Raw genomic sequence first — 24,648 nt, forward strand, 5'->3', positions numbered from 1 at the left:
GGGGGTGGAGCCACGTACCGTAAGTCCCTCACCTGGCCGACTTCCCGTGGGGGGACCTCATGTCCGACAACTTGCCGCCTCCGCCGCCCGAACAGCCGCAGCCGTCCCCGTCGCCGTGGGCGCCTCCCGCCGCGCCGCCGGGCAGGCAGCAGCGTACGGGGTTGATCGTGTCGCTCGCCGTGGGCGGGGGGCTGGTGGTGGCGGGGGCGCTGGTGGCGCTCGTCTACTCCCTGCTGGACTCGGCCTCGGACTCCATCGCGCTGCCGCCCGCGCGGTCGGACGCACCGTATTCCGACCCGTACGAGGAGGAGCCGTACGGAGACGGGCCGTACGAAGAGGGGCCGGTGGAGGAGGAGCCGGTGGAGGAGGAGCCCGAGCCTGTCGTGTCCGGGCCGGCCGCCGAGAAGGACGTCACCATCACCACGTGCGCGCGGGATTCGCTGATCGGCTGGCAGCACGCCGAGCTGACGATCGTGAACGGGAGCCGGAGCCCGGCGGGTTACGTCGTGTTCGTCGAGTTCCTGGATGCGAAGGGCGCGGTGCTGACCGACGGCATCGCGACCACCGACGACCTGGCCCCCGGCGCGTCGGTGAAGGTGAAGGCGCAGGGCGTCGGCGAGGTGCCGACGGGCACGAAGTGCCGCGTCAAGCAGGTGACACGGGACGCGATGTAGCGCTCCGGTGCCGTGTCCGGTGCCGCCGGTACGCGGAAAGGGCCGCAAGAGGCACCGACTCGCGCAACCCGCGGTGCGACAGGGGCGCTTCCGGCACATCACCCCGAAAAGACCACTGTCGAGCCGCTGCACAAAGCAGGTCACGAGGGTCGATAAAAACCTGTGACCCATCACCTTTCGCCCGGAAGGGGGTCGCGGCAAAATTGTCAGCTGTCGGAATTTTTCTCACTTATGCGAAGTTTCCTCCCCTCCCCTCCCCTCCCCTCCCCAAGACATCGGCTACAACCCGTGCGTTGATTTTCAGCCTAAATGGCCAGATTCGGTAAATAGAGCCTGAGCAGTTCCCATGGAAAGGTAATGACATGGCGTAATGAACATGTGAAGATCACTCGTTGGTGCAGACCGTCTACACCAGTAAGGGACTTCACATGTTGTCTAGCTTCAACAAGGGAACGCGACTCAGACCCGCGGACTCCGGCCAACCACTCCGCCCGCCCAAGCAGCGCCTGCGGCCTGTTGCCCTGGCGGTGACACTCCTGATGGCCGTGCAGGCGGGTGTGTTCGTCGAGGGCACCGGTGTGGCGATCGCGCTGGCGAAGGAGACCGAGGGGGCGAAGCCGCCGGTCAAGTCCGAGGACCTGGGCCCGGCAACTGCCGCTTCGGAGGCCGCTGCCCGGCTGAAGGCCAAGATCCAGAACCGCAGGATCGAGGTCACTGACGCTCGCTCGGAGACGTCGTCCACCTTCGTGAACGCCGACGGCACGGTCACGGCTGAGATGTACTCGGGCCCGATCCGCTTCAAGGGGGACGACGGCTCGTGGCACGACGTCGACCCGTCGCTGACCGTGTCCGCAGACGGTTCGATCAGTGCGAAAGGACATCCGCACGGGCTGACTCTCGCGGGCAGGAAGGCTGCTCCGAAGGCGTTGAGGGCCACCGGGGTGGCCAACGCATCTGCGGGCGTGCCGCTGGTGAAGGTGGAGGACCGCTCCGGCCGGCCCATGGAACTCGGCTGGTACGGGGCTCTGCCGACGCCCACCGTCGAAGGTGCCGAGGACACGGTTGCCCGGTACAAGAACGTGATGCCGGCGACGGACATGCTCATCGAGTCCACGCGGACCGGTTACGAGCAGTTCCTGGAGCTGAAGGACCGCTCCGCCGTCGACGCCAACGGCCAGGTTTCCTACAGCCTGCAGGCCAAGGGCCTGAAGGCCGAGGCGCACGACGACGGATCGGTCACCTTCACCGACTCGAAGGGCAAGGCCGCAGGGGTTCTGCCGTCGCCGGTGATGTGGGACGCCCGTGTCGACAAGAACTCCGGTGAGCACACCCGCACCGCGAAGGTCGGAGTGAAGGTCACCCAGGACGGTGACAGGATCACCCTCGTCCTGACGCCGGACGCAGGGTTCCTGGCCGACGAGAAGACCCGGTTCCCGGTCACGATCGATCCGTCGATCAACGTCGGAGCCAGCTTCGACACCTTCGTCCAGGAGGGATACACCACCGACCAGTCCACCTCCACCGACCTGAAGATCGGCAACAACGGGTCGAGTCAGGTCGCCCGTTCCCTCCTGTCCTTCCCGATGAAGAACATCACCGGGAAGCAGGTCACCGCCGCGAAGCTCAACCTGTTCGCGTACCACTCGTGGTCGTGCACGGCCAAGGGCTGGGACCTGTACAGCACGGGTGCCGCCTCGACGAGCACTCGGTGGACGGCCCAGCCGAGCTGGGGCACGAAGCACGCCACCAGCACACAGACCAAGGGCTTCTCCAGTTCGTGCAACGACGGCTGGGTCAATGTCGACGCGACGTCGCTGGCACAGGCCTGGGCTGCCAACGGCAACACCACCAACCACCTGGGACTGCGTGCCTCCGACGAGTCCGACCCCTATGGGTGGAAGCGGTTCAACTCGGGTAACGCCGCCAGCAACACCCCGTACCTTTCGGTGACGTACAACTCCGTTCCCGATGTCCCGACCCTGATATCCCCCGCGACCGCGGCCGCGACGAACGTCACCACACCCACGCTGTCGGCGAAGGCTCTGGACGGCGACGGTTCGCAGGTGAAGTTCGACTTCGAGGTCTGGACCTCCAACGGCACCTCAGCCCTGCGCACAGGCACCAGCGCATACGTGGCCTCAGGCGCGCAGGCGTCCTGGAAGCCGGCAGCCCTGCCGGTGGGCAGCTACAAGTGGCGTGCGCGTTCCTCCGACGCCACGGCGAACAGCGCCTACTCCCCGTTCCGCACCCTCACGGTCGATACCACCGCACCTGCCGCAACCGCGGTGTCCTCCACCGACTTCCCCGCCGGCCAATGGTCCGGTACGCCCGACGGCGACGGCAACTTCACCGGAACCTTCCGCTTCACCCCGCCCACCAGCGATGTGAGGGAAGTCCAGTGGAAGCTGGATTCGGGCGCCTGGCAGTCGGTGCCCACCACGGGCGCTGCCGTCACCACGAAGCCGGTCTTCCGGGCCGGTAAGCACACCGTGACCGCCCGGACCAAGGACGCGGCCGGCAATGTCTCGGCGGAGACGGGCTACACCTTCTCGGCAGGGTCCGGTGCGGCTCTGCTCACCCCCGGGGAAGGTGACCGCCCTGCTCGCCGTACCGAGCTGACCGGCCAGGGCAAGACGAGCGACACCGGGGTGAGCTACCAGTACCGCCGTGGCGAGACGGACACCTGGAAGAACGTTCCCGCCCAGGATGTGCGGCGTAAGGCGGGTGGCTCGGCGCTGCCGGCCTGGCCCGCGACGGTCACCGGCGGGAACGCCGAGGCGCTGATCTGGAACATCACCGACACCCTCGGCGAAGACGGTCCGGTGGACCTGCGCGCGGTGTTCACCGACGCCACCACCACCGACACGTCCCCGCCCACCACGATCACGGTGGACCGCAATGCCGGCGAGGCTCCCAGCGAGGATGTCGGCCCCGGCAGCGTGAACACGCTGACAGGAGACTTCGGTCTCTCCGCGACCGACGCCTCCGGCTTCGACCTGACCGCCACGCGTTCCTTCTCCTCCCGGCGGCCTGCCAACGGCTCTCAGCAGGAGGGGCAGGTGGCCATCTTCGGTCCGCAGTGGACCGCGGGAACCCTGGCCAAGCTCTCCGACAGCGACTGGGCGTACGTGCGCGCCACCTCGGCGACCTCGCTGGCCGTGGTGGACGTGGCAGGCACGGAGATCGGGTTCACCGCGACCACCGGTGGCGGATGGAAGCCGGAGACACGTGCGAACGGCCTGACGCTGACCGGTACGCCGGCGGGCTCCTTCACCCTGAAGGACACCGAGGGGTCCACTTCGGTGTTCACCAAGGTCGATCCGGCCGCAACCGCCTGGCAGTTGTCCCGGACCTTCCTTCCCACGGAGAACTCGACCACGACCGTGATCTCGGAGAAGGTCACCGTGGGCGGCAAGACCCTGGCCCGCCCCAAGTATGTGATCGCTCCGTCCTCGGCCGTGTCGGCACCCACGTGTGCGGCCACACCGTCGACCAAGGGCTGCCGGATCCTGGAGTACCAGTACGCCACCGCCACCACGGCGAGCGCCACTTCGCTGGGCACGGTCGCCGGGCAGGTCTCAGGGCTTCGTCTCTGGACCACCCTCCCGGGGGCGTCCACCTCCACCGCAACGGCTGTCTCCCAGTACGCGTACGACAGCCAGGGCCGACTGCGCGAGCAGTGGGACCCGCGCATCTCCCCCGCGCTCAAGACCGCGTACACGTACGACAGCGCCGGCCGCGTGCTGACCCAGACCCCTCCCGGCGAACTGCCGTGGACGTTCACGTACGGCAAGGCCGGTTCCAACGCGGTGGCCGGCGACGGCATGCTGCTGGCTCTCTCCCGTCCCACGCTGAAGGCCGGCACCAAGGACGAGCAGGACGGCGGCAAGGCGATCACCTCCCTCGTCTACGAAGTCCCGCTCTCGGGTGACAAGGCACCGAACGCGGTTTCGCCCAACCAGGCTGCCAAGTGGGGCCAGACGGACGCGCCGACGGACGCCACCGCGGTCTTCCCGGTCGACCAGGTTCCCGCCTCACACCTCGGAAGTGATCTGGCGGCCACCAACTACGGCAAGGCCACCATCACCTACACCAACGCCTCCGGGCGAGCGGTCAACACCGGACTGCCCGGCAGGCACCTGACCGTGACGCAGTACGACCGGTTCGGCAACACCGTCTTCGAACTGCCCGCCACCAACCTCGAGCTGGCCACCGGCAGCGAGGACTACCAGGTCAACGAGCAGAGCGAACTCGGCATCCTCGCCGACTCCCCGGCGGAACGCGCCCGCCAGCTCGGTACCGTCTCGGTGTACTCCGCCGACGGAATGCGCAAGCTGGAGGAGTACGGGCCCCTGCACCTGGTCACTCTGGCCAAGGCCCTCAACGGTGACGTGGACAGCCCCGCCCTTCCCGCCGGAGTCCAGGTGGCGGCCCGGGCTCACACCAACAACAAGTACGACGAAGGCCGTCCCACCGATGGCACTGCCACCGTGTCCGACCAGATCACCAGCACGACGGTCGGAGCGGCGATCGACGGTTACCCGACCGACGGAGACACCCGCAGCACAGCCATCGTCCACGACTGGGCGAAGGGACTGCAGACCGCCGTCGTGGTGGACCCCAGCGGTCTGAAGCTCAAGTCGGCCACGAGCTACGACGCCCAGGGCCGCACGGTCAGGACGACGGCACCGAAGTCCAACGGCGCGGACGCCGGCGCGACCGTTACGCGCTACTGGTCCGGCACCGGAACCGGTACGTGCGAGGGGCGCCCGGAATGGGCGGACCTGGTCTGCTCGACGGGTCCGGCCGGCCAGATCACCGGCGGCGGTTCGAACCCGAATGAACTGCCGACCAGCACCATCGAGTACGACCGGTGGGGCAACCCCGCCAAAATCACCGAGACCGCCAACGGTGTGACCCGCACGACCGTCCACGCCTCCGATGCCGCAGGGCGTGCGACGCAGACCCAGATCACCGGCGGCGTGGGCACGGCGGTGGCGCCCCAGACCACCACGTACGACCCCGCCAGCGGTGCCGTGGCCACGGCCTCCGACGGCACCAGCACCATCCGGCACACGATCGACCTGCTCGGCCGGGAGATCAGCTACGGCGACGGATCGGGCAACACCACCCGAACCGAGTACGACAACCGCGACCGCAAGATCCGGGTGCACGACTCGGCGCCGTCGACGGTCTCCTACGACTACGACGACCTCGGCGGTATGCCCACGCGCATCCACGATTCCGTGATGGGGACCATCGGCGACGTCACGGGTTTCTACGACTCCGACGGCCGCCTCTACAAGCAGAAGCTGCCGTGGAACATGGACGTCGAGTTCAACATCGACCCCACCGGCGCCGAAACCTCCCGCTACTGGCACTGGGAGTCCGGCTGGACCGTCCAGGGCGAAACCACCAGCCGGAGCATCCACGGCCAAATCGCCAACCGCACCACCTACACCGGCGGTGGCGCCTATCAGGAGCACACCTACGACGCGGCCGGCCGCCTCACTCGCGTGGACGACTCGCGGGCGGGCGTCACCACCCACCGGGCGTACACCTTCGACGACAACACCAACCGCACCGCTCTGACCACCACGGTCGATGACGTCGACGGAGGCACAGCGGACACGAAGACCGTCAACCACGGATACGACAGTGCGGACCGGCTGATCGGCACGGGCATCGCCTACGACGCCCTCGGCCGTACCACCTCCCAGGCCGGCGGGGCCCAGTACGCCTACTACGCCAACGACATGGTTCGCCAGAGCACGGCGAACTCCAAGCGCACGACCTGGAACCTGGACCCTGCTGGGCGCCTCGCTTCCTGGACCACGGAGGAACAGGCGGACAGCGGCACCTGGAGCAACTCCGCCACCCTGACCAACCACTACGGCAACGGCAGCGACAGCCCGGACTGGACCGCAGGAGACAACGGCGGCGTCAGCCGCAGCGTGAAGGACCTGACCGGCGATCTGATCGCCACCACCGGCGCGACCGGGGACGTCGTCCTGCAGCTGACCAACCTTCACGGAGACGTCGCCACGCAGATCCCGCTGGTCTCCGGCTCCACCCCGGTGGTCAATGCCTACGACGAGTACGGCAACCTGCTGCCCGGCACCGACCCCACCCGCTACGGCTGGCTCGGTGGCAAGCAGCGCTCCAGCGAAACTCCCAGCGGTGCGACGCTCATGGGCGTGCGCCTCTACGATCCCGCCATCGGGCGATTCCTGTCGGTGGACCCCGTACCGAACGGTAACGCCACCGCCTACGAGTACTGCGCAGCGGATCCCATCGGCTGCACCGACCTGACCGGTGCCTACAAGATCTCGCGGTGGAGTCCGTGGTACTCGCCGGTCTACTACGTGACCGTGAAATTCAATAGGAAGGAAACGAAGGCCATGGCGCTGGGCGGAGGGGTTGTCGGAACCTATCTGAGCGTCATCAAGGACAATCTCCCGAAGAGCTTCAAGCACGTCATATACGCCCTGCGAGCAGTGGCCTGGTATATCGCCAGTGTTTCGGCCATCGCCGTCGCCCGTGGTAGATGCACCAAGATATACGCCGGCGCGGTGAAAGCGACCGTGCTTGCCACGTGGAACGTCTACACGGTCAAGTGCTGAGAGAATTCATCGGGAGGGGAAAGATGGTGGACCTCAAGAACGGCAGGGTCCAGCCCCTAGGGGAAGCCGTGATGGCGATCCTCCTGGCCGCCCTCACCCTGTGGTTGGCCGTACGGGGAGAAGCCGTCCTCGCGGTCATCTTCGGGGTGGGAAGTGCGACGTACGTGGGAGACATCCTGCGTAGAGCCCGAAAGAGACGGCGCGCTTAACTCACATCCGATCACGGCAGGCCGGCTTCCTCATGAAGCCGGCCTGCTGTGGACGATCCGGCCCGGCCAGGGGGGCGGCAGGACCGCTCGCCCCACCGGAGGAGAGCGCCGCGCGGGCCCGACAGGCGCCGCTCAGCCATGATGTGACCGGATTCGCCCGAGCATCATGTGGAGATCGCGCGAAGCACGCTGGTAATTTGAGAGCCGCGATCCCGTGAGGTCGGGGGGAAGTCAGGGTTTGCGACCGCCGTACGGCAACCGGATCAAGCCCTCGTACGTCTGTAATACCTGCCTGCCTAAGCGCGCGCAGGGAGTACGGAGAGAGGCCGATCGTGACCCAGGCAGGGCAGGGAGCGCACGCTCAGGGAGGTGAGGGAGACCCCTCGGAGTCCCGTCCCTCGGCAAGCAGGCGTTCCCTCGGGCAGCGGCTCGTACCCGACGAGACGATGCAGCTCCGCGTACCCGAAGGCGGCATACCCACCGCCCCCTCCGGAGAGCCGTCGATACCCGGCGGAGGGCGGCGCGAGATATCCGACGACATCGCCGGCATACCCTCCGAACCGGATGAAGCCGGACGGGCCGCACCGACCGGCGACTCCCCGACGACCGCCTCCGGATCCCGCGCCTCCCGCCGCGCGGACACCAAAGCCGCCCTGCCCGGCCGGCCGGGTACCCGGCGCCGCCGTAAGGCGCCCGAGTCGGCGCCCGCCGCCCGCCTCACCGCCGCGGTCACCGCCGCCACCGCCGCCGTCGTCGCCGTGCTCGGCCCCTGGCTTCGCCGCGTGCGGCCGCACTACCCCCGGCCCGGCCGGACCGGCTGGAAGCGCTGGGTGCCCACCTGGCGGCAGGCCGGAGGCGCGGCCCTCGCCTCGTTCGGGCTCAGTGTCCTGACCCTGACCGTCGCCTACGCCGCCACCGACATCCCGGAAAACCTCAACTCCTACGCCACCCAGCAGGACACCGTCTACTTCTGGGCCGACGGAACCCCCATGGCCCGCGCCGGCTGGGTGCAGCGGCAGGAGATGGAGCTGGGCGACGTTCCCGAGGATGTGCGCTGGGCGGTGCTCGCCGCCGAGAACGAGAGCTTCTACAGCGACCCCGGCATCTCGGCCAAGGGTCTCACCCGCGCCATCCTGCGCACCTTCGGACAGGGCAGCACCCAGGGCGGCTCGACCATCACCCAGCAGTACGTCAAGAACGTCTACCTCAGCCAGGAGCAGACCTACAGCCGCAAGTTCACCGAGGCCATGATGGCGCTCAAGCTCGACAACAAGATGAGCAAGGACGAGATCCTGGAGGGGTACCTCAACACCAGCTGGTTCGGCCGCGGCACCTACGGCATCCAGCGCGCCGCCCAGGCGTACTACGGCAAGGACGTGAGCGAGCTCAACGCCAGCGAGGGCGCCTTCCTCGCCACCCTCCTCAAGGGCGCCGGACTGTACGATCCGACGCTCGGCGCGGCCAACCGCACGCGCGCGCAGGAGCGGTGGCGGTGGACGCTCGACCGGATGGTGAAGATCGGCAAGTTGTCGCCGCAGGAGCGCGCCGGCTACCGGACCTTCCCGGAGACGCTGGAGAGCAACCCGCTCTACAACACCGGTGAGCAGAGCGACTACCTGGTGGAACTCGCCACCCAGCACGCCAAGAAGGCGGCGGACATCTCCGACAAGGAATTCGACCGCGGCGGCTACCAGATCTACACGACGTTCGACAAGAAGCGCGTGGACCAGCTCACGAAGGCCGTCGGCGCGGCCCGCGACAAGGCCCGCAAGGACAACCCGAAGGCGGCGAAGCACGTCCACTACGGCGCCGCCTCCGTCGCCGTGGACGGACGGATCCTGGCCATCCACGGCGGGCCCGACCACCGTAAGCAGGGCTACAACGAGTCCAACGCGACCACTGTGCCCGCCGGCTCGGCGTTCCAGCCGTTCGTCTACGCCGCCGCCCTGGAACACGGCGTACGCAAGAGCCGGGACGGCGCCCCCGAGCCGGTGACGGGCGAGACGGTGTACGTAGGCGACGACAAGGTGCCCGTCACCACGCCGGAAGGGCCCTACTGGGACCGCGGCGGCCGCAAGGTCGCCGCGAAGAACGACGGCGGGCGGTCCTACGGGCAGATATCCCTGCACCGGGCCCTCGCCAACTCCGTCAACACCACCTTCATGCAGCTCGGCCTGGACACCGGACTGGACAAGGTCCGCGCCACCGCCCAGTCCGCCGGACTGCTGCGCTCCAGCCTCGGCGCCCAGGTCCCCGCACTGGCCGCCGGCAGCTCCACACCCAGCGCCATCCGGATGGCCAGCGGCTACACCACCTTCGCCGCCGAGGGCCGGCACACCGAGCCGTACACGATCCTCAAGGTCACCCGCAACGGCCACAAGGTCGCCACGGACACCCCGGACCCGCGCCGGGCCATGGACGCCGGCACCGCCGCCGAGGTGCAGTCCGCCCTGACGGACGCCTTCCGTACCGCCTATCCGGAGACCGCCGCGAAGGCCGGCGGCGAGGTCGCCGGAAAGCGGGGCACCACCGAGGGCGACACCGCCGCCTGGTACGTCGGCACCGAGAAGAAGGTCTCCACCGCGGTCGTCGTCTACCGCATCGACCTGGCCAAGAGCCTCGAACCCCTACCGCTGGAGGGACTGGGCGGCACGATCGCCGACAGCGTCCCCTACGGCATCTGGTCGGAAGCCCTGAGACCGCTCGGCTGACCACCGGCGCCGACCGGCACCGTCCACGCCCCCGAGAGATTGAGCCGCAGATGAACAAGCCGTCGGGCCGACGTCGCAAGGACCCCGCACCCCGCCGTCTCCCCGCCCACCCCCGAACGCTCGCCGTGGCGGCGGTCCTCGTCGTCGCCTCCACCCTCGGCGGTTACCTGGTCCTGTCCGGCACCGACGACACCACCCCGACCGCGTCCGCGACGAACCGCTCGGAGCGCCAGCCGCTGTCCGGGGCCTCGCGGGAACCGGCCTGGGACGGCAAGGTCGAGGTGATCGGCGACGGCTCGACCTCCTACACCGGCCCGCAGAAGGGACAGCTCAAGCCCCGGCCCCTCAAGCCCGGCGAGAAGCCGCCGCAGTTCGTGGTCTTCTCCTGGGACGGCGCCCTCCAGGGCGATGACGGGCTGTTCGCGCACTACCGGGAGATGGCCAACCGGCACGACGCCCACATGACCTTCTTCCTCACCGGCATCTACCTGCTGCCCAAGGGCAAGAAGGATCTGTACGACCCGCCGCAGCACTCCCGGGGCAGCGCGGCCATCAGCTTCCCCACCGACGAGCACGTCTACACCACCCTGGAGCAGCTCGCCGGGGCCTGGAAGGACGGCAACGAGATCGGCACCCACTTCAACGGGCACTTCTGCGGCCCGAAGGGCGGCGGCGACTGGAGCGTGCCGGAGTGGAAGAGCGAGATCGACCAGTTCTACGACTTCGTCGAGAAGTGGAAGACGAACACCGGCAGGACCGACCTCGACCCGCTGCCGTTCGACATACGCCGCGAGGTCACCGGCGGCCGGGCTCCTTGCCTCGAAGGCCAGGCCAACCTCCTCAAGGCCGCCAAGAGCTACAACTGGCGCTACGACGCCAGCTCCGCCGGTGACTTCCAGATATGGCCGCAGAAGAAGAACGGCATATGGGACTTCCCGCTCCAGATGCTCCCGTACGAGGGCGGCAAGTACCAGGGCCTGTCCATGGACTTCAACTTCCTCTACAACCAGTCCGACGGCAAGACCGACGGCGACCCGGCCATGCACCCGAAGTGGCAGCAGGAGACCCTGGACACCTACATAGCCGGGTTCAATCGCGTCTACTACGGCAGCCGCGCCCCGCTGTTCATCGGCAACCACTTCGAGGAGTGGAACGGCGGCATATACATGAAGGCCGTCGACCGGATGATAGAGACCGTGTGCACCAAGAAAGACGTCAAGTGCGTCTCCTTCAAGGAGCTCGCCGACTGGATGGACGTCCAGAAGCCCGCCACCCTGGAGCGGCTGCGCAGCCTGGACCCCGCCCAGTCCCCGGACTGGTCCACCGTCGTGAAGTGACCGGCCAACGGCCGTCAACCTCACGGGCGGTGACAGTCCGAAATCCTCCTTGCAACAGTCGCCCACCTCCTTCACACCAGCCGCACAAGGCATGCGAAGATGCCGCTTAGCTCGGCGGTCCCATGCCGGGAAAAGAGGGAAGAACGCCAGTGAAGTCAAGAAAACTGAAGCACACGCGACGCCGGGCGACGATACTCACGGCGGCCGCCACATCGGCCGTCGCGGGCGTCGCACTGCTGCCCAACTGGAACGCGGGCGCCTCCACGGCGGCCGAGCCCCAGGTCGACGCCAAGACCAAGGCCGCCTTCCAGAGTCTGGCCGACGCGGTCTTCACCGACCGCACCAACGCGCTGGTCGACCAGCCGCGCCACGGCGGCAAGAAGGCCCTCGCCGGACGCTTTTCGGGCAAGGTGGAGCTCTCCTCCGGCATCGGCCGCACCGAGGACGCCGCCCGGAAGCAGCTCGACGACCGCAGGAACCGGCTGGCGAGCAACGGCGAGAAGTACAGCGCCGGCAGCACCACGGTCACCCTGGACCGCACCGAGGTCAAGGGCCGCACCGCCGTCGTCGTGGTCACCGAGAACACCACCCTGACCTACGCGAAGGTCACCGGCGGCGAGCCGGGCACCACCGGTTTCCAGGCCCACCACGAACTGACCTTCAAGGCGGACAAGCAGGGCACCTGGAAGGTCACGAAGATCCGCGAGACCGGCGACGGCTACCTCGCGGTCAACCAGCTCGCCCAGCCGAAGACCACGACCGTGGCGGCCAAGACCACCACCACCACTCCGGCCGCGCCCCGCGCCGCCATCACGAAGCGCCCGACGGCCGTCCCCAAGAAGCTCACCGGCGGCGAGTACGACTACCAGGCGATGGCCGCGTACGCGGAGAAGTACTGGACGAACTACAACCCGGCCTACCCCAACTTCAACGGGGCCGGCGCGGGCGGCGACTGCACCAACTTCGTCAGCCAATCGCTCAAGGCCGGCGGCTGGAAGCACGTGCCCGGTTACGTCTACGACTACACGCGCTGGTTCGGCACCGCCGACATCCAGTCGCACTCCTTCGTCGGCGTCAACGAGTGGTCCTGGTTCGCGCAGAACTCCAAGCGCACCACCAGCCTTGCCAACGTCTACCAGATGGACGTCGGAGACGTCCTCCAGGTCGACTTCGACAAGGACGGGTCCAAGGACCACACCATGATCGTCACGTCGCGCCGCAACGGCGTGCCGTACCTGACGTACCACTCCACCAACACCCTGCGCCGTTCGGTGACGAGCATCATCTCGTCCTACCCGAACGCCGCGTACTACGCCTACCGCACCTGACGGTCGGCCACCCCCGAACCACAGCGCCCCTCGTCCGTGGACGAGGGGCGCTGTGGTGTCTCGGCCGGCCTTCTCACTCGGCCGCCGGTGCGCCTACTTGCGGATCAGGCTGCGGAGCACGTACTGCAGGATGCCGCCGTTGCGGTAGTAGTCCGCCTCGCCGGGGGTGTCGATGCGGACGACCGCGTCGAACTCCACACCGGTGTCGGTGGTGACCTTGACCGTGCGCGGGGTGGTGCCGTTGTTCAGCTCGGTGACGCCGGTGAAGGAGAAGGCCTCCTCGCCGGTGAGACCGAGGGTCTCGGCGTTCTGGCCCTCCGGGTACTGGAGCGGGAGGACGCCCATGCCGATGAGGTTCGAGCGGTGGATGCGCTCGTAGGACTCGGCGATGACGGCCTTGACGCCCAGGAGCGCGGTGCCCTTGGCGGCCCAGTCGCGGGACGAGCCGGAGCCGTACTCCTTGCCCGCGAGGATCGCGAGCGGGGTGCCGGCGGCCTGGTAGTTCTGCGAGGCGTCGTAGATGAACGACACCGGGCCGTCGGCCTGGGTGAAGTCGCGGGTGTAGCCGCCCTCGGTGCCCGGCGCGATCTGGTTGCGCAGGCGGATGTTGGCGAACGTGCCGCGGATCATGACCTCGTGGTTGCCACGGCGCGAGCCGTAGGAGTTGAAGTCACGGCGCTCGATGCCGTGCTCGTTAAGGTACTTGCCGGCCGGGGTGTCGGCCTTGATGGCACCGGCCGGGGAGATGTGGTCGGTGGTGACCGAGTCGCCGAGCTTGGCGAGGACGCGGGCGCCGGTGATGTCCTCGACCGGGGTCGTCTCCATCGTCATGCCCTCGAAGTACGGGGGCTTGCGCACGTAGGTGGACTCGGAGTCCCACTCGAAGGTGTTGCCGGTCGGGATCGGCAGCGCCTGCCACTGGGCGTCGCCCGCGAAGACGTCCTGGTAGGACTTGTTGAACATGTCCTCGCCGATGGCGTTCGCCACGACGTCGTTGACCTCGGCCTCGGTGGGCCAGATGTCGGTCAGGTGGACCGGCTTGCCGTCCTGGTCGACGCCGAGGGCGTCCTTGGTGATGTCGACCTTCATCGAGCCGGCGATCGCGTACGCGACGACCAGCGGCGGCGACGCCAGGTAGTTCATCTTGACGTCGGGGTTGATCCGGCCCTCGAAGTTACGGTTGCCGGAGAGCACCGAGGTGACCGCGAGGTCGTTCTCGTTGACCGCCTTGGAGACCTCGTCCGGCAGCGGGCCGGAGTTGCCGATGCAGGTGGTGCAGCCGTAGCCGACGAGGTTGAAGCCGACCTTGTCGAGGTACGGGGTCAGGCCCGCCTTGTCGAAGTAGTCGGTGACGACCTTCGAGCCCGGGGCGAGGGTGGTCTTGACCCACGGCTTGCGGGTCAGGCCCTTCTCGACCGCCTTCTTCGCCACGAGCGCGGCGGCGACCATGACGTACGGGTTCGAGGTGTTGGTGCAGGAGGTGATCGCGGCGACGGTGACGGCGCCGTGGTCGATCTCGTACGTCGAGCCGTCGGGGGCCGTGACGGTGGTCGGGTTCGACGGGATGCCGTTGGAGACGGCCGGGGCATCGGAGGCCGGGAAGGACTCCTTGCCCGCCTCGTCGACACCGGTGTCGGAGACGTAGTTGCGCACATCCGAGGCGAACTGCTGCGCGGCGTTGGCCAGGACGATGCGGTCCTGCGGGCGCTTCGGGCCGGCGATGGAGGGGACGACCGTGGAGAGGTCGAGCTCCAGCTTCTCGGAGAAGTCCGGCTCGGCGGCCGGGTCCAGCCAGAGGCCCTGCTCCTTGGCGTACGCCTCGACGAGGGCGACCTGCTGGGCGTCGCGGCCGGTCAGGCGCAGGTAGTTCAGCGTCTCGTCGTCGATCGGGAAGATCGCCGCGGTGGAGCCGAACTCCGGCGACATGTTGCCGATGGTGGCGCGGTTGGCCAGCGAGGTGGCGGCGACGCCCTCCCCGTAGAACTCGACGAACTTGCCGACGACGCCGTGCTTGCGCAGCATCTCGGTGATCGTCAGCACCAGGTCGGTGGCGGTGGTGCCGGGGGTCAGCTCCCCGGTCAGCTTGAAGCCGACGACGCGCGGGATGAGCATGGAGACCGGCTGGCCGAGCATCGCGGCCTCGGCCTCGATGCCGCCGACGCCCCAGCCGAGCACGCCGAGGCCGTTGACCATGGTGGTGTGCGAGTCGGTGCCGACGAGGGTGTCGGGGTACGCCTGACCGCCCCGGACCATGACGGTGCGCGCCAGGTGCTCGATGTTCACCTGGTGGACGATGCCGGTGCCCGGGGGGACGACCTTGAACTCGTCGAAGGCGGTCTGGCCCCAGCGCAGGAACTGGTAGCGCTCCTTGTTGCGGCCGTACTCCAGCTCGACGTTCTGGGCGAACGCGTCGTTGGTGCCGAACTTGTCGGCGATGACGGAGTGGTCGATGACCAGCTCGGCCGGGGCCAGCGGGTTGATCTTCGCCGGGTCGCCGCCGAGTTCCTTGACGGCCTCACGCATGGTGGCGAGGTCCACGACACAGGGCACGCCGGTGAAGTCCTGCATGATCACGCGGGCCGGCGTGAACTGGATCTCCTGGCTGGGCTGCGCCTGGGAGTCCCAGCCGCCGATGGCACGGATGTGGTCGGCGGTGATGTTCGCGCCGTCCTCGGTACGGAGCAGGTTCTCCAGCAGGACCTTCAGGCTGTACGGCAGGCGCGCGGAGCCCTCTACCTTGTCCAGCTTGAAGATCTCGTACGACTCGTCGCCCACGCGCAGCGTGCTGCGGGCGTCGAAGCTGTTCGCCGACACGACAGTCTCCTTCTTCGATGTGCGCGTCTGCCGCGCCGCGCCTCATTGGCAGCGGGCGCCGCGTTGTGCCGCCTACGGCCCCGACCATCCGCTAAGGTAAGGCTTAGTTAGGTATGCCTTACCGGGCGGCGGCTGCGGTGCGCCTCGGCAGATATCTCGATGTCGAGATAACTCTAGTACATAGCCGCCGCTCGGTCATGCCCAGGTGCCCTCTCCCGCTCCTACCCGCGCCCTCGTACGCGATGCCGGCGGTAGTAGGAGACCGTGACGGCCGCGGTCAGCGGGCCCCAGAGGAACAGCGGCTGATAGAGGATGCCGACGACCAGGTTCCCGGTGGCCGTCAGGTCTTCGTGCGGGTAGGCCCACCAGAGGGGGACGGTTGCCCAGATCAGGGTCAGACCCGCCGCGCCGAGGGCGGCGGGGACGACGGCGGCCAGGGGGCGGACCCTCCGCCCGCCGATCAGCGGGATCCAGCGCGGTACGACCTCGCCCCACGGGCGGACCAGCCCGAGGGTCAGGAGGGCGACCAACTCGCTGACCACACTGAGGGCCAGCATCCAGACCTTGTCGTCGACCGCCGTGAAGGGCTCGAAGCCCGCCTCCGTGTAGCCGGCGGGGTGACCGAGGACCAAGGCGATACGCCACAGCCCGCTCGGCAGGACCACCAGCGCGGTGAGGTGCGCGGCCACGACCGCCCAGCGGGGCGGGGGCGGTACGGAGGCGCTGGGGACTGCTTCCAAGGTCATGCGGCTCATCCTGGCCGCCGTGCCGGCGACGTTCATCAGCCCGTGCGGCGGACCTCATGAGCCTCCGGTACGAGGGGGACGCGGAGGGGTCGGCCGGGCGGCGGAGGCGCGGTCGTCCTCCGGCAGCCCGGGCAGCCCCGCGTCCCGGCAAGCGGTCCGGCCCCTCCGCAGGGTCGCGGAGGGGCCGGACGCGGTACAGCGGACGGGGGTTACGGCGTGTCGCGGACCGTGCCCTCGAAGGGCGGGCCCAGCGGCGCGTCGTCGCTGTCCGTGACCTCGAAGCGGACGTACTCGGCCGGCTCCTTCACCTGGTCACGGATGGTCGGGACGGTCAGGTCGGTGTACTTCCGGCCCGCCTCGACCTCCGTCCACAGCGTGTTGTAGTCGACCTGCGAGAGCGGGACAGCCGGGTTCGGGATCTTCTCCACGTGCTGGGAGAGCCATTCCTGGTCGACGTCGGCCGTGGAGAGCTCCGGGCGGCCGTCGGGGACGGGGACGAGCTGGGCCACGGTCCAGATCTCGACGTCCGCCTCCTCCGAGAGCGAGATCCGCCAGGTCAGCGGCTCCCCCTCGGTGACGTCGTCGGCCACCGGCTCGATGCTCACCTTCGGCATCGGGTCGTCGTTCTCGGCGATGACGCCACCGGCGTCCGCGCCGACGACCGTGCCGCGGACCGCCTTGACCGCGACCCCGTGGGTCTTGTCCCAGCCGTAGCGCTTGTTGCCCTCGACCTTCACCGTGACCTTGATCCCGGCGGTGCCGGGGCCGACCTCGACCAGCCGGCCGGTCGACCTGCCGGTCTTCGGGTCGTCGACGTACAGCCGGACCGCGCCCGCGTTCCTGCCGGTGGTGCGGACGGGCACCTGGTACGTACGGAAGCCGGAGTCGCCCTCCTTGACCGTGAGGCTGCCGATGTCGACGCGGGCGAGCGCGGCGGCCCTCACCGCGGGGGTGCCCGGCTTCCACGACCAGGCGTCCATCAGCCACGCCTTGCCGGAGGAGGACTTCGGGGTCAGCTCCAGGGAGGCGATCTTGGCGAGGTTCAGCTTGGCGCGGGTCGCGGCGGTCAGCGGGACGCGGACCTCCTGCGCCCAGTACGAGGCGGTGCGGTCGGTGCCGGGGAGGCCGTCGATCTTCACGCTGCCCAGCTTGGCCCGCTTGCCCGTGGCGTCCTTGACATGGACGTCGAAGCGGGTGCCGCGGGTGTTCGCCGGGACGGCGACACGGAGCGCGAGGCTCTGGGCGCCCTTGACCGAGACCGGCTTCTTCGGGGTGACGCGGGCGATGGTGCCCGGCTTCTTCCAGTCCAGGGCGACCGCGCGGCGGCCGGCCTCGTGCTCGGCGCGCCAGGAGGCGAAGTGCGGCGAGGAACCGGGGTCCTTCTCACCCATGCAGGCCGACCGGCCCGGGGCGATGGCGTCGCACAGCCTGGCGCCGCTGACCTTCGGTGAGCCCTGGGGGTTGTCGGGGAGGAAGGCCGCGCCGCGGTTGCCGCCGACCGCGTGGGTGAGCACCCGGGCGGGGTCGGCGGAGGGGGCGCGGCGGCCGGTGCCGTCGACGAGCTGGCGTACGCGGTCGTCGCCGCCGACGAACAGCCGTGCGGCGGCGGCGATGTAGGTCGCACCCGCCTTGTGCTGCTGGTTCGCGGAGAGCCGGCCGGCGGCGCCGGGCGAGCAGAGCGGGTCGCGCGCCTCGGGGTCGTGCCAGAAGTCGTCGTCGGCCGGGGCCTGGGCCTGGCCGGGCGTCCACTCGGTGTTGAAGTAGTTGTGGTTGGCGCCGATCATGTAGACCGAGCTGTGCAGGGCCTTGCCGCCGCTGACGCCTCGGGTGCCGTCCGTGAACACCTGGCCCTGGAGGTCGGAGACGTCACCGTCGCAGCCGGGCAGGATGGTCAGCGAGGGGACGTCCGGCACCGGGTTCTGGCCGAAGATGGTGGGGCCGATGTGGACCGTGCCGCGGATGTTCCAGCGAGCCTTGGACCGGTAGCCGTCCTGGGCGGCCGGCGGCTTGTACAGGCTGTCCATCACCGCGCGGTTGACGCCCTCGCCGCCGCGCGAGTGCCCGACGAGGAGCACCTTGGACAGGTCGGTCTTCGGGCCCTTGCGTACGGCGGCGGGCGCGGAGGAGGGCTTGGCGGCCCAGTCGGCCCAGCGGCCGAGGTGGTTGCGGATCAGCGAGGAGCGGGCCTGTGCGCCGCCGTCCTCGGCGTTCCAGTCCTGGCCGTTGATGCCGTTGGCGGAGATGGAGACGGTCACATACCCCTGCGAGGCCAGCAGCTTCTGGTCGCGCAGATAGCCCCGGTGGCTCGGGATCGGCTTGTAGCCCTTGGCACAGGGCCAGTCGCCGGAGACCTCGTCCTTCTTGCCGGGGACGTAGCAGGTGGCGTGGCGGCCGTGCAGGAAGAGGGCGACGGGACGCTTGCCGGGTGCCTTCTTCGGGGCGACGACGACACCGCGCATCTCGACCGGTGCGGGGAAGCCGGGGAGCTTGACGGAGGCGAGGCTGTACTCGCCGGTGGTGGTGGCGTACTTGCCGGCCTTGCCCGGGTCGACGGTGCCGGCGGGCAGCTTGGGCGGGAGTTTCGGGGCAGGCGGCTTGGCCTGGCGGCTCGCGCCCGCGTCCGCGTCCGGGGCCTCGTCGAGCCGGCGCCCGGCCGCCTCGACCGCGAGGTCGCCGAGGTCGGCGGTACGGACCTCGTCCATGGGGAGCCGGAAGGTCCGGCCGTCGTCCTGCGGTTCGGGTACGCCCAGGAGTTCGCCGTTCGCGCGGAACTCCACGCGGGCGTCGCCCATGGGGACCTGCTCGGGCGCGCGCCACTCCAGGTGGTTCTGCCCGGCCTCACCCGCGATGCGCCAGCCGGGCGGCAGCGCGTCGCCGGGCTGGGCCGGCGCGGTGGCGCCGGGTATCTCCGGCGGCACCGGGGCGGCGTACGCCCCCGTCGGCGCCACCCCCGCCACCGTCAGCACCGCTATCGCGGTGGCCCATGCTCTCCGGCCACGTATCAAAGCTCCTCCTCAACCCTGGTCGTGCGCACGTCCGTTCCGGCGGTCTGTACCGGTTCGAACGCGCTCTCGGAGATCGAGACGGGGAGGCGAACCTGTGGGTTGCCTCTGCGGGCGGAGTGATCGGCGAGACCTCTGTCGTCGTAGCCGGTCGGTGTAGTCACAGCCGGTCGGTGTTGTCATAGCCGGTCGATAAGGTCGTGCGCCGGGAATGTTCTGCGCGGCGGAGGGGTGGCGGAGTGAGGGTCACGGAGAGCGATCTACGGCTGGAGGACGGCCGCACGCTCCATGTGTACGACACCGGCGGCGACGGACTCGCGGTGTTCTGGCACCACGGCACGCCGAACACCGGCTCGCCGCCCGCGCCGCTCTTCGCCGCCGCCGAGAGGCTGTCCGTCCGCTGGGTGTCGTACGACCGTCCCGGCTACGGCGGTTCGTCCCCGCTCCCCGGCCGGGACGTCGCGTCGGCGGCAGCGGACGCGCGGGCGGTCGCCGACGCGCTCGGCATCGACCGGTTCGCCACCCTCGGCCACTCCGGCGGCGGCCCGCACGCACTGGCCTGCGGCGCCCTGCTGCCCGACCGGGTCCTCGCTGTGGTGACGGCTGCGGGACTCGCCCCGTACGGCGCCGAGGGGCTTGACTGGTTCGCGGGCATGGTGCCGTCCTCGGCCGCCTCGCTGCGGGCGGCCGCCCAAGGGCGTGCGGCGAAGGAGGCGTACGAGGCGGCCGCAGGCTACAGCCCGGAGATGTTCACGGACGCCGACCACGAGGCGCTGGCCGGTGACTGGTCCTGGTTCGACGAGGTGGTGGGGCCCGCTCTGGAGGCCGGGCCGGACGGCCTGATCACCGATGACCTGGCGTACGTCGCACCCTGGGGCTTCGACCCCGCACGGATCACCGCGCCCCTGCTCCTGCTCCACGGCGGCCAGGACCGGATAGCACCGGCCGCCCACAGCCGCTGGCTCGCGGAGCGCTGCCCGACGGCGGAGCTGCGGGTGCGCCCGGCGGACGGGCACATCTCCGTGCTCGGGGCGGGCGCGGAGGCATTGGAGTGGCTGGCGGCCCGGGCGGGCTGAGGTCGGGGACGGCCGGGGCGGGGGCGGCCGGGGCGGGGGCAGCCAGGGCCTCGTAGGGGCGGGCAGGCATATCCCCGCCGCTTCGGGATACCTGTGGGTTCTGACACAAGGAGACCCACATGGCGATCACCTTCCGTAAGAGCTTCCAGATCCTTCCCGGGGTGCGGCTCAACATCAACCGCCGCTCCTGGTCGGTCACCACCGGCGGCGGTCGCGGTCCGCGGCGCACGGTCAGCAGCACCGGCCGGCGCACCACGTCCATGGACCTGCCGGGCCCGTTCGGCTGGCGGAAGACGACCCGTAAGCGTCGGAGCTGAGCCGGGCCGCGCCCCCCGTACGGCCGATCGCCCCGCGCCTCACCGCCCCGTTCGGGGGACGATGGCGGCGCGGGGCGATCGTTGCACTCGCCTCACTCGAACAGCACACCCCCGCATCAGCCTCATCTCATATCTGAGATAACCTGCCGCCATGTCAGACGACTACCTCGCACGCATCGGCAAGCTCATCCGTGACGCCCGGCAGCACCGGGGCTGGACACAGACGCAGTTGGCCGAGGCACTCGGCACGAGCCAGAGCGCCGTCAACCGCATCGAGCGCGGCAACCAGAACATCAGTCTTGAGATGATCGCCCGCATCGGCGAAGCCCTCGACAGCGAGATCGTGTCGCTCGGCTACTCCGGTCCCATGCACCTGAGGGTCGTCGGCGGCCGCCGGCTCTCCGGCGCCATCGACGTCAAGACCAGCAAGAACGCCTGTGTCGCGCTGCTGTGCGCCTCGCTGCTCAACAAGGGCCGCACGGTCCTGCGCCGGGTCGCCAGGATCGAGGAGGTGTTCCGGCTCCTGGAGGTGCTGAACTCCATCGGGGTGCGCACCCGCTGGATCAACGACGGCGTGGACCTGGAGCTGGTGCCGCCCGCGCAGTTGGAGATGGAGGCGATCGACGCCGACGCCGCGCGCCGGACCCGCTCCATCATCATGTTCCTGGGCCCGCTGCTGCACCGGATGGAGCAGTTCACCCTGCCGTACGCGGGCGGCTGCGACCTGGGTACGCGCACGATCGAGCCGCACATGATCGCGCTGCGCCGGTTCGGCCTGGAGATCGCCGCCACGGAGGGGCTGTACCACGCACAGGTGGACCGCTCGGTCTCCCCCGGCCGGCCGATCGTGCTGACCGAGCGCGGCGACACCGTGACCGAGAACGCCCTGCTGGCCGCGGCACGCCACGACGGCACGACGGTCATCCGTAACGCCTCCTCCAACTACATGGTCCAGGACCTGTGCTTCTTCCTGGAGGCGCTGGGCGTACGGGTCGACGGCATCGGCACGACGACGCTCACCGTGCACGGGGTCCCGCAGATCGACGTGGACGTGGACTACTCCCCCTCCGAGGACCCGGTGGAGGCGATGAGCCTGCTGGCCGCCGCAGTGGTGACCGAGTCCGAACTCACCATCCGGCGGGTGCCGATCGAGTTCCTGGAGATCGAGCTCGCGGTCCTGGAGGAGATGGGCGTCGACTGCGACCGCACCCCGGAGTACGCGGCCGACAACACCCGCACCCGGCTGGTGGACCTGACGGTCCGGCCCTCCAAGCTGGAGGCGCCGATCGACAAGATCCACCCGATGCCGTTCCCCGGCCTCAACATCGACAACGTCCCGTTCTTCGCGGCCATCGCGGCCTCCGCGCACGGCCAGACCCTGATCCACGACTGGGTCTACGACAACCGCGCGATCTACCTCACCGACCTCAACCGCCTCGGCGGGCGCCTCCAACTCCTCGACCCGCACCGGGTCCTGGTCGAAGGCCCCACCCGCTGGCGCGCCGCCGAGATGATGTGCCCGCCCGCACTGCGGCCCGCCGTGGTGGTGCTGCTGGCGATGATGGCGGCCGAGGGCACCTCCGTACTGCGCAACGTCTATGTGATCAACCGGGGGTACGAGGAGCTGGCGGAGCGGCTCAACTCGGTGGGGGCGCAGATCGAGATCTTCCGGGACATTTGACACGACGATGCCGCCGCACCCCATCTGACCTGACATTTAGCGGGTCAGGGAGGGGTGGGGCGGCATGTCTGGGACTTCTCCGGGACTTTGGGCCTGCGGCGGGCTACGAGCCACGGGCCCAGCGGACCGGTCGCGGCTACGCGAAGATCGCGTCGATGGCGGCGCTTCCCCGTGCGCCGGCGCGGGGCAGGAAGTGGGAGTACTTCCGCAGCGTGAACCCGGGGTCGGAGTGCCCCAGCCAGCGTGCCAGGGAGACGACCGATTCGCCGGCCGCCAGCTCCGCGGAGGCGAAGAAGTGGCGCAGGGCGTGGAAGCCGTGTTCTCGGGACGGTTCCCACACGCGAGCACCATCGGTGCCCTCGTCCAGCGCGGCGATCACACCGGCCGTGGCCAGAGCGGGCTTCCACACGTGGGAGTTGAAGTAGTCCTGGCTGATGGCCTTCCGCTCGCGTCCCGTCACCAGGAGGCTGTGGGCCCTGGGCCGTCGGTGCTTGGCTTCCACCGGCCTCTCGGCAGGAGTCGGGTCGTCCCAGGGCAGCGTGACCGGGACCGGCGCGAACTGCTCCATGTGTTGCCGGATGGCCCGGGCCACGCTGGCCGGCAGTGGCCCGTCCTGAAAAGCACGGCTCAGTTCGAAGGTTCACGATGGTCCGCCGACGGAGTTGGCGGACCGTTTTCATGCCGTGGCCTGTAGATGGGCAGGTCGAGAGACCAAGCGTCGCTTCGGGCCGAGGGGTCCACTCCTCTGCTTATCACCTTCTGCCCGTCGGCCGTCACGGCGAAGAACGGCGGTGGTGCCCCGCTTCGGCCTCTTGGGGACAGCGGTACGGCACTTCGGCAACGGGAACTGCGCCGTGCGCGCAGCTGGGCCGCGTCTGTGAGCGCGCACCGGCTCGCAGTGGTGGCTCGAGAGTCAGCAGGCTTGCGGCCTTCGTGGCCGGTCGTGGTCGTAGTGTGCGATCTCCAGGAGCTGCCGCCAGGATTCGACATCGGGTCGGCGCCGCAGTAGGGCCCGGCGTTCGCGTTCCGTCATGCCGCCCCACAGCCCGAATTCCACGCGGTTGTCGAGCGCTTCGGCCAGCCACTCGGCGCGCACCGAGCAGCCCAAGCAAATCGCCTTGGCACGGTTCTGTGTGGCACTGTCCGCGAACAGTGCCTCCGGGTCGGTGTTACGGCAAGCCGCGTTCTCGCTCCACGATGTCCTTGCGTAGGTCACGTTCTTTCTCTCCCGGGGGCAGCTTCGGCGTGATGCGTAGTCGTCGGCGGATCGGGCGAAGAAACGCCCACGCCGTACCGCCAGGCACCCCCAGTACCCGGTCAGCGAACGTACATCCTCCGCGATCACCACTCGGGTGGTGATCGCAAGGGTGTGCCCCTACTCCTTTCAGCGATAGCTTCCGGCAGCAACAACCCCGCTACACCTCTGTGACAGATCGCTGTGGACCCTTCGCGAGAATCGCGATCAGCCGCAGCCGGCAGGTGAGGTGACCGACCAGCTTGAGGGTGACCCTCCACGGGGTCCGACTGTGCGCGACGGAGCCCGCCATCGCGGCGGCGGAAACTGTGGTCGCGGCGACCAGCGACATCGACCTGGCGACCAAGAACCGTGCGCGCTTCCAGCAACTCGCTGAGGCCGTGGTCGCCGCCCGGAATGTGTTCCTCGACGCCTGCCGGGAGGACCTCTCCCCCGCCCGCGGGCTGCGGCGGCTGGGTGCGGCGCCGCGATCTGCGGCGTGGCTGAACCCGCCGAGCACCGAAGGCTCGGACCTTCCGGCGCATCCACGACGGGGTGGCCCCGCCTCGTCGTCAGCCGAGCAACGCCGCGAGAGCGGCGAGGGCAGCGGTGACCGCGGCGGCGAGGGTGAGGACGGTGGCGAACGCGGCGGCGGCGCGGGTGAGGGCGGCGGGGTAGGTGGCGCCGTCCAGGCGGGCGAGTTTGGCCGCGCCGGCGGCGATCAGCAGCGCGATGACGGTGACCAGGACGATGGCGATGACGACGGTGGCGAGCACGGCGGACTCCTTGAACGTGGTGGGGTGCTGACGTGCTCGAAGGTCGCGAAAACGGTGTTCGCCGTGGGCCGCAGGGACGAAGATGAACAACGACGAACAGACAGGCACCCCCGGGGGCGG

At 69.4% G+C, this 24,648-nt stretch carries 14 protein-coding genes; 8 read left to right on the top strand and 6 right to left on the bottom strand.

Going from position 1 to position 24,648, the window contains the following annotated elements; translation table 11 throughout:
• Window positions 1-59: 59 nt before the first annotated feature.
• The 5 genes from ACFWRT_RS09545 (at window position 60) to ACFWRT_RS09565 (ending at window position 12,882) form a co-directional block, all read left to right on the top strand.
• Window positions 60-674 carry an FxLYD domain-containing protein gene (locus tag ACFWRT_RS09545; RefSeq protein ID WP_380951553.1) on the top strand — a complete coding sequence of 205 codons (615 nt, stop codon included), beginning with the start codon at window positions 60-62 and terminating at the stop codon, window positions 672-674.
• A gap of 539 nt (window positions 675-1,213) precedes the next feature.
• Window positions 1,214-7,297 (top strand): DNRLRE domain-containing protein, encoded by a 6,084-nt coding sequence (locus tag ACFWRT_RS09550; protein ID WP_380951552.1) that lies wholly within the window; start codon window positions 1,214-1,216, stop codon window positions 7,295-7,297.
• 655 nt (window positions 7,298-7,952) lie between these two features.
• The gene (locus ACFWRT_RS09555) at window positions 7,953-10,217 is read left to right on the top strand and encodes a transglycosylase domain-containing protein (protein WP_380951551.1); all 2,265 of its coding nucleotides are present in this window, start codon (window positions 7,953-7,955) and stop codon (window positions 10,215-10,217) included.
• Window positions 10,218-10,267: 50 nt separating this feature from the next.
• On the top strand, window positions 10,268-11,554 hold the full coding sequence (locus ACFWRT_RS09560) for a polysaccharide deacetylase family protein (protein ID WP_380951550.1): 1,287 nt from the start codon (window positions 10,268-10,270) through the stop codon (window positions 11,552-11,554).
• A 149-nt stretch (window positions 11,555-11,703) separates the two neighbouring features.
• Window positions 11,704-12,882 carry an amidase domain-containing protein gene (locus ACFWRT_RS09565; protein WP_380951549.1) on the top strand — a complete coding sequence of 393 codons (1,179 nt, stop codon included), beginning with the start codon at window positions 11,704-11,706 and terminating at the stop codon, window positions 12,880-12,882.
• 93 nt (window positions 12,883-12,975) lie between these two features.
• Here the strand turns inward: ACFWRT_RS09565 and acnA are convergent, their stop codons facing one another.
• The 3 genes from acnA to ACFWRT_RS09580 form a co-directional block, all read right to left on the bottom strand.
• Complete coding sequence (gene acnA / locus ACFWRT_RS09570; protein WP_380951548.1) at window positions 12,976-15,696, bottom strand: aconitate hydratase AcnA; 2,721 nt, start codon at window positions 15,694-15,696, stop codon at window positions 12,976-12,978.
• Between the two features lie 221 nt (window positions 15,697-15,917).
• Window positions 15,918-16,451 carry a hypothetical protein gene (locus ACFWRT_RS09575; RefSeq protein ID WP_380951547.1) on the bottom strand — a complete coding sequence of 178 codons (534 nt, stop codon included), beginning with the start codon at window positions 16,449-16,451 and terminating at the stop codon, window positions 15,918-15,920.
• A gap of 200 nt (window positions 16,452-16,651) precedes the next feature.
• On the bottom strand, window positions 16,652-19,447 hold the full coding sequence (locus ACFWRT_RS09580) for an alpha/beta hydrolase (RefSeq protein ID WP_380951546.1): 2,796 nt from the start codon (window positions 19,445-19,447) through the stop codon (window positions 16,652-16,654).
• A 236-nt stretch (window positions 19,448-19,683) separates the two neighbouring features.
• Between ACFWRT_RS09580 and ACFWRT_RS09585 the strand changes: the two genes are divergently transcribed.
• The 3 genes from ACFWRT_RS09585 (at window position 19,684) to ACFWRT_RS09595 (ending at window position 22,518) form a co-directional block, all read left to right on the top strand.
• Window positions 19,684-20,520, top strand: coding sequence for an alpha/beta fold hydrolase (locus tag ACFWRT_RS09585; RefSeq protein ID WP_380951545.1), 837 nt, complete (start codon window positions 19,684-19,686; stop codon window positions 20,518-20,520).
• Between the two features lie 119 nt (window positions 20,521-20,639).
• Window positions 20,640-20,837, top strand: a complete 198-nt coding sequence (locus ACFWRT_RS09590; protein WP_380951544.1) for a DUF4236 domain-containing protein — start codon at window positions 20,640-20,642, stop codon at window positions 20,835-20,837.
• Window positions 20,838-20,988: 151 nt separating this feature from the next.
• Complete coding sequence (locus ACFWRT_RS09595) at window positions 20,989-22,518, top strand: helix-turn-helix domain-containing protein (protein WP_380951543.1); 1,530 nt, start codon at window positions 20,989-20,991, stop codon at window positions 22,516-22,518.
• Between the two features lie 136 nt (window positions 22,519-22,654).
• Here ACFWRT_RS09595 and ACFWRT_RS09600 read toward each other — a convergent pair whose 3' ends face one another.
• The 3 genes from ACFWRT_RS09600 to ACFWRT_RS09610 form a co-directional block, all read right to left on the bottom strand.
• The gene (locus ACFWRT_RS09600) at window positions 22,655-23,086 is read right to left on the bottom strand and encodes an integrase (protein ID WP_380951541.1); all 432 of its coding nucleotides are present in this window, start codon (window positions 23,084-23,086) and stop codon (window positions 22,655-22,657) included.
• A 345-nt stretch (window positions 23,087-23,431) separates the two neighbouring features.
• Entirely contained in the window at window positions 23,432-23,734 is a 303-nt protein-coding gene (locus ACFWRT_RS09605; protein WP_380951540.1) for a WhiB family transcriptional regulator, read from the bottom strand.
• A gap of 590 nt (window positions 23,735-24,324) precedes the next feature.
• Complete coding sequence (locus ACFWRT_RS09610; protein WP_380951539.1) at window positions 24,325-24,528, bottom strand: hypothetical protein; 204 nt, start codon at window positions 24,526-24,528, stop codon at window positions 24,325-24,327.
• Window positions 24,529-24,648: the final 120 nt, after the last annotated feature.

The organism is Streptomyces cyaneofuscatus, from assembly GCF_042718795.1.
Classification (GTDB): domain Bacteria; phylum Actinomycetota; class Actinomycetes; order Streptomycetales; family Streptomycetaceae; genus Streptomyces; species Streptomyces cyaneofuscatus_A.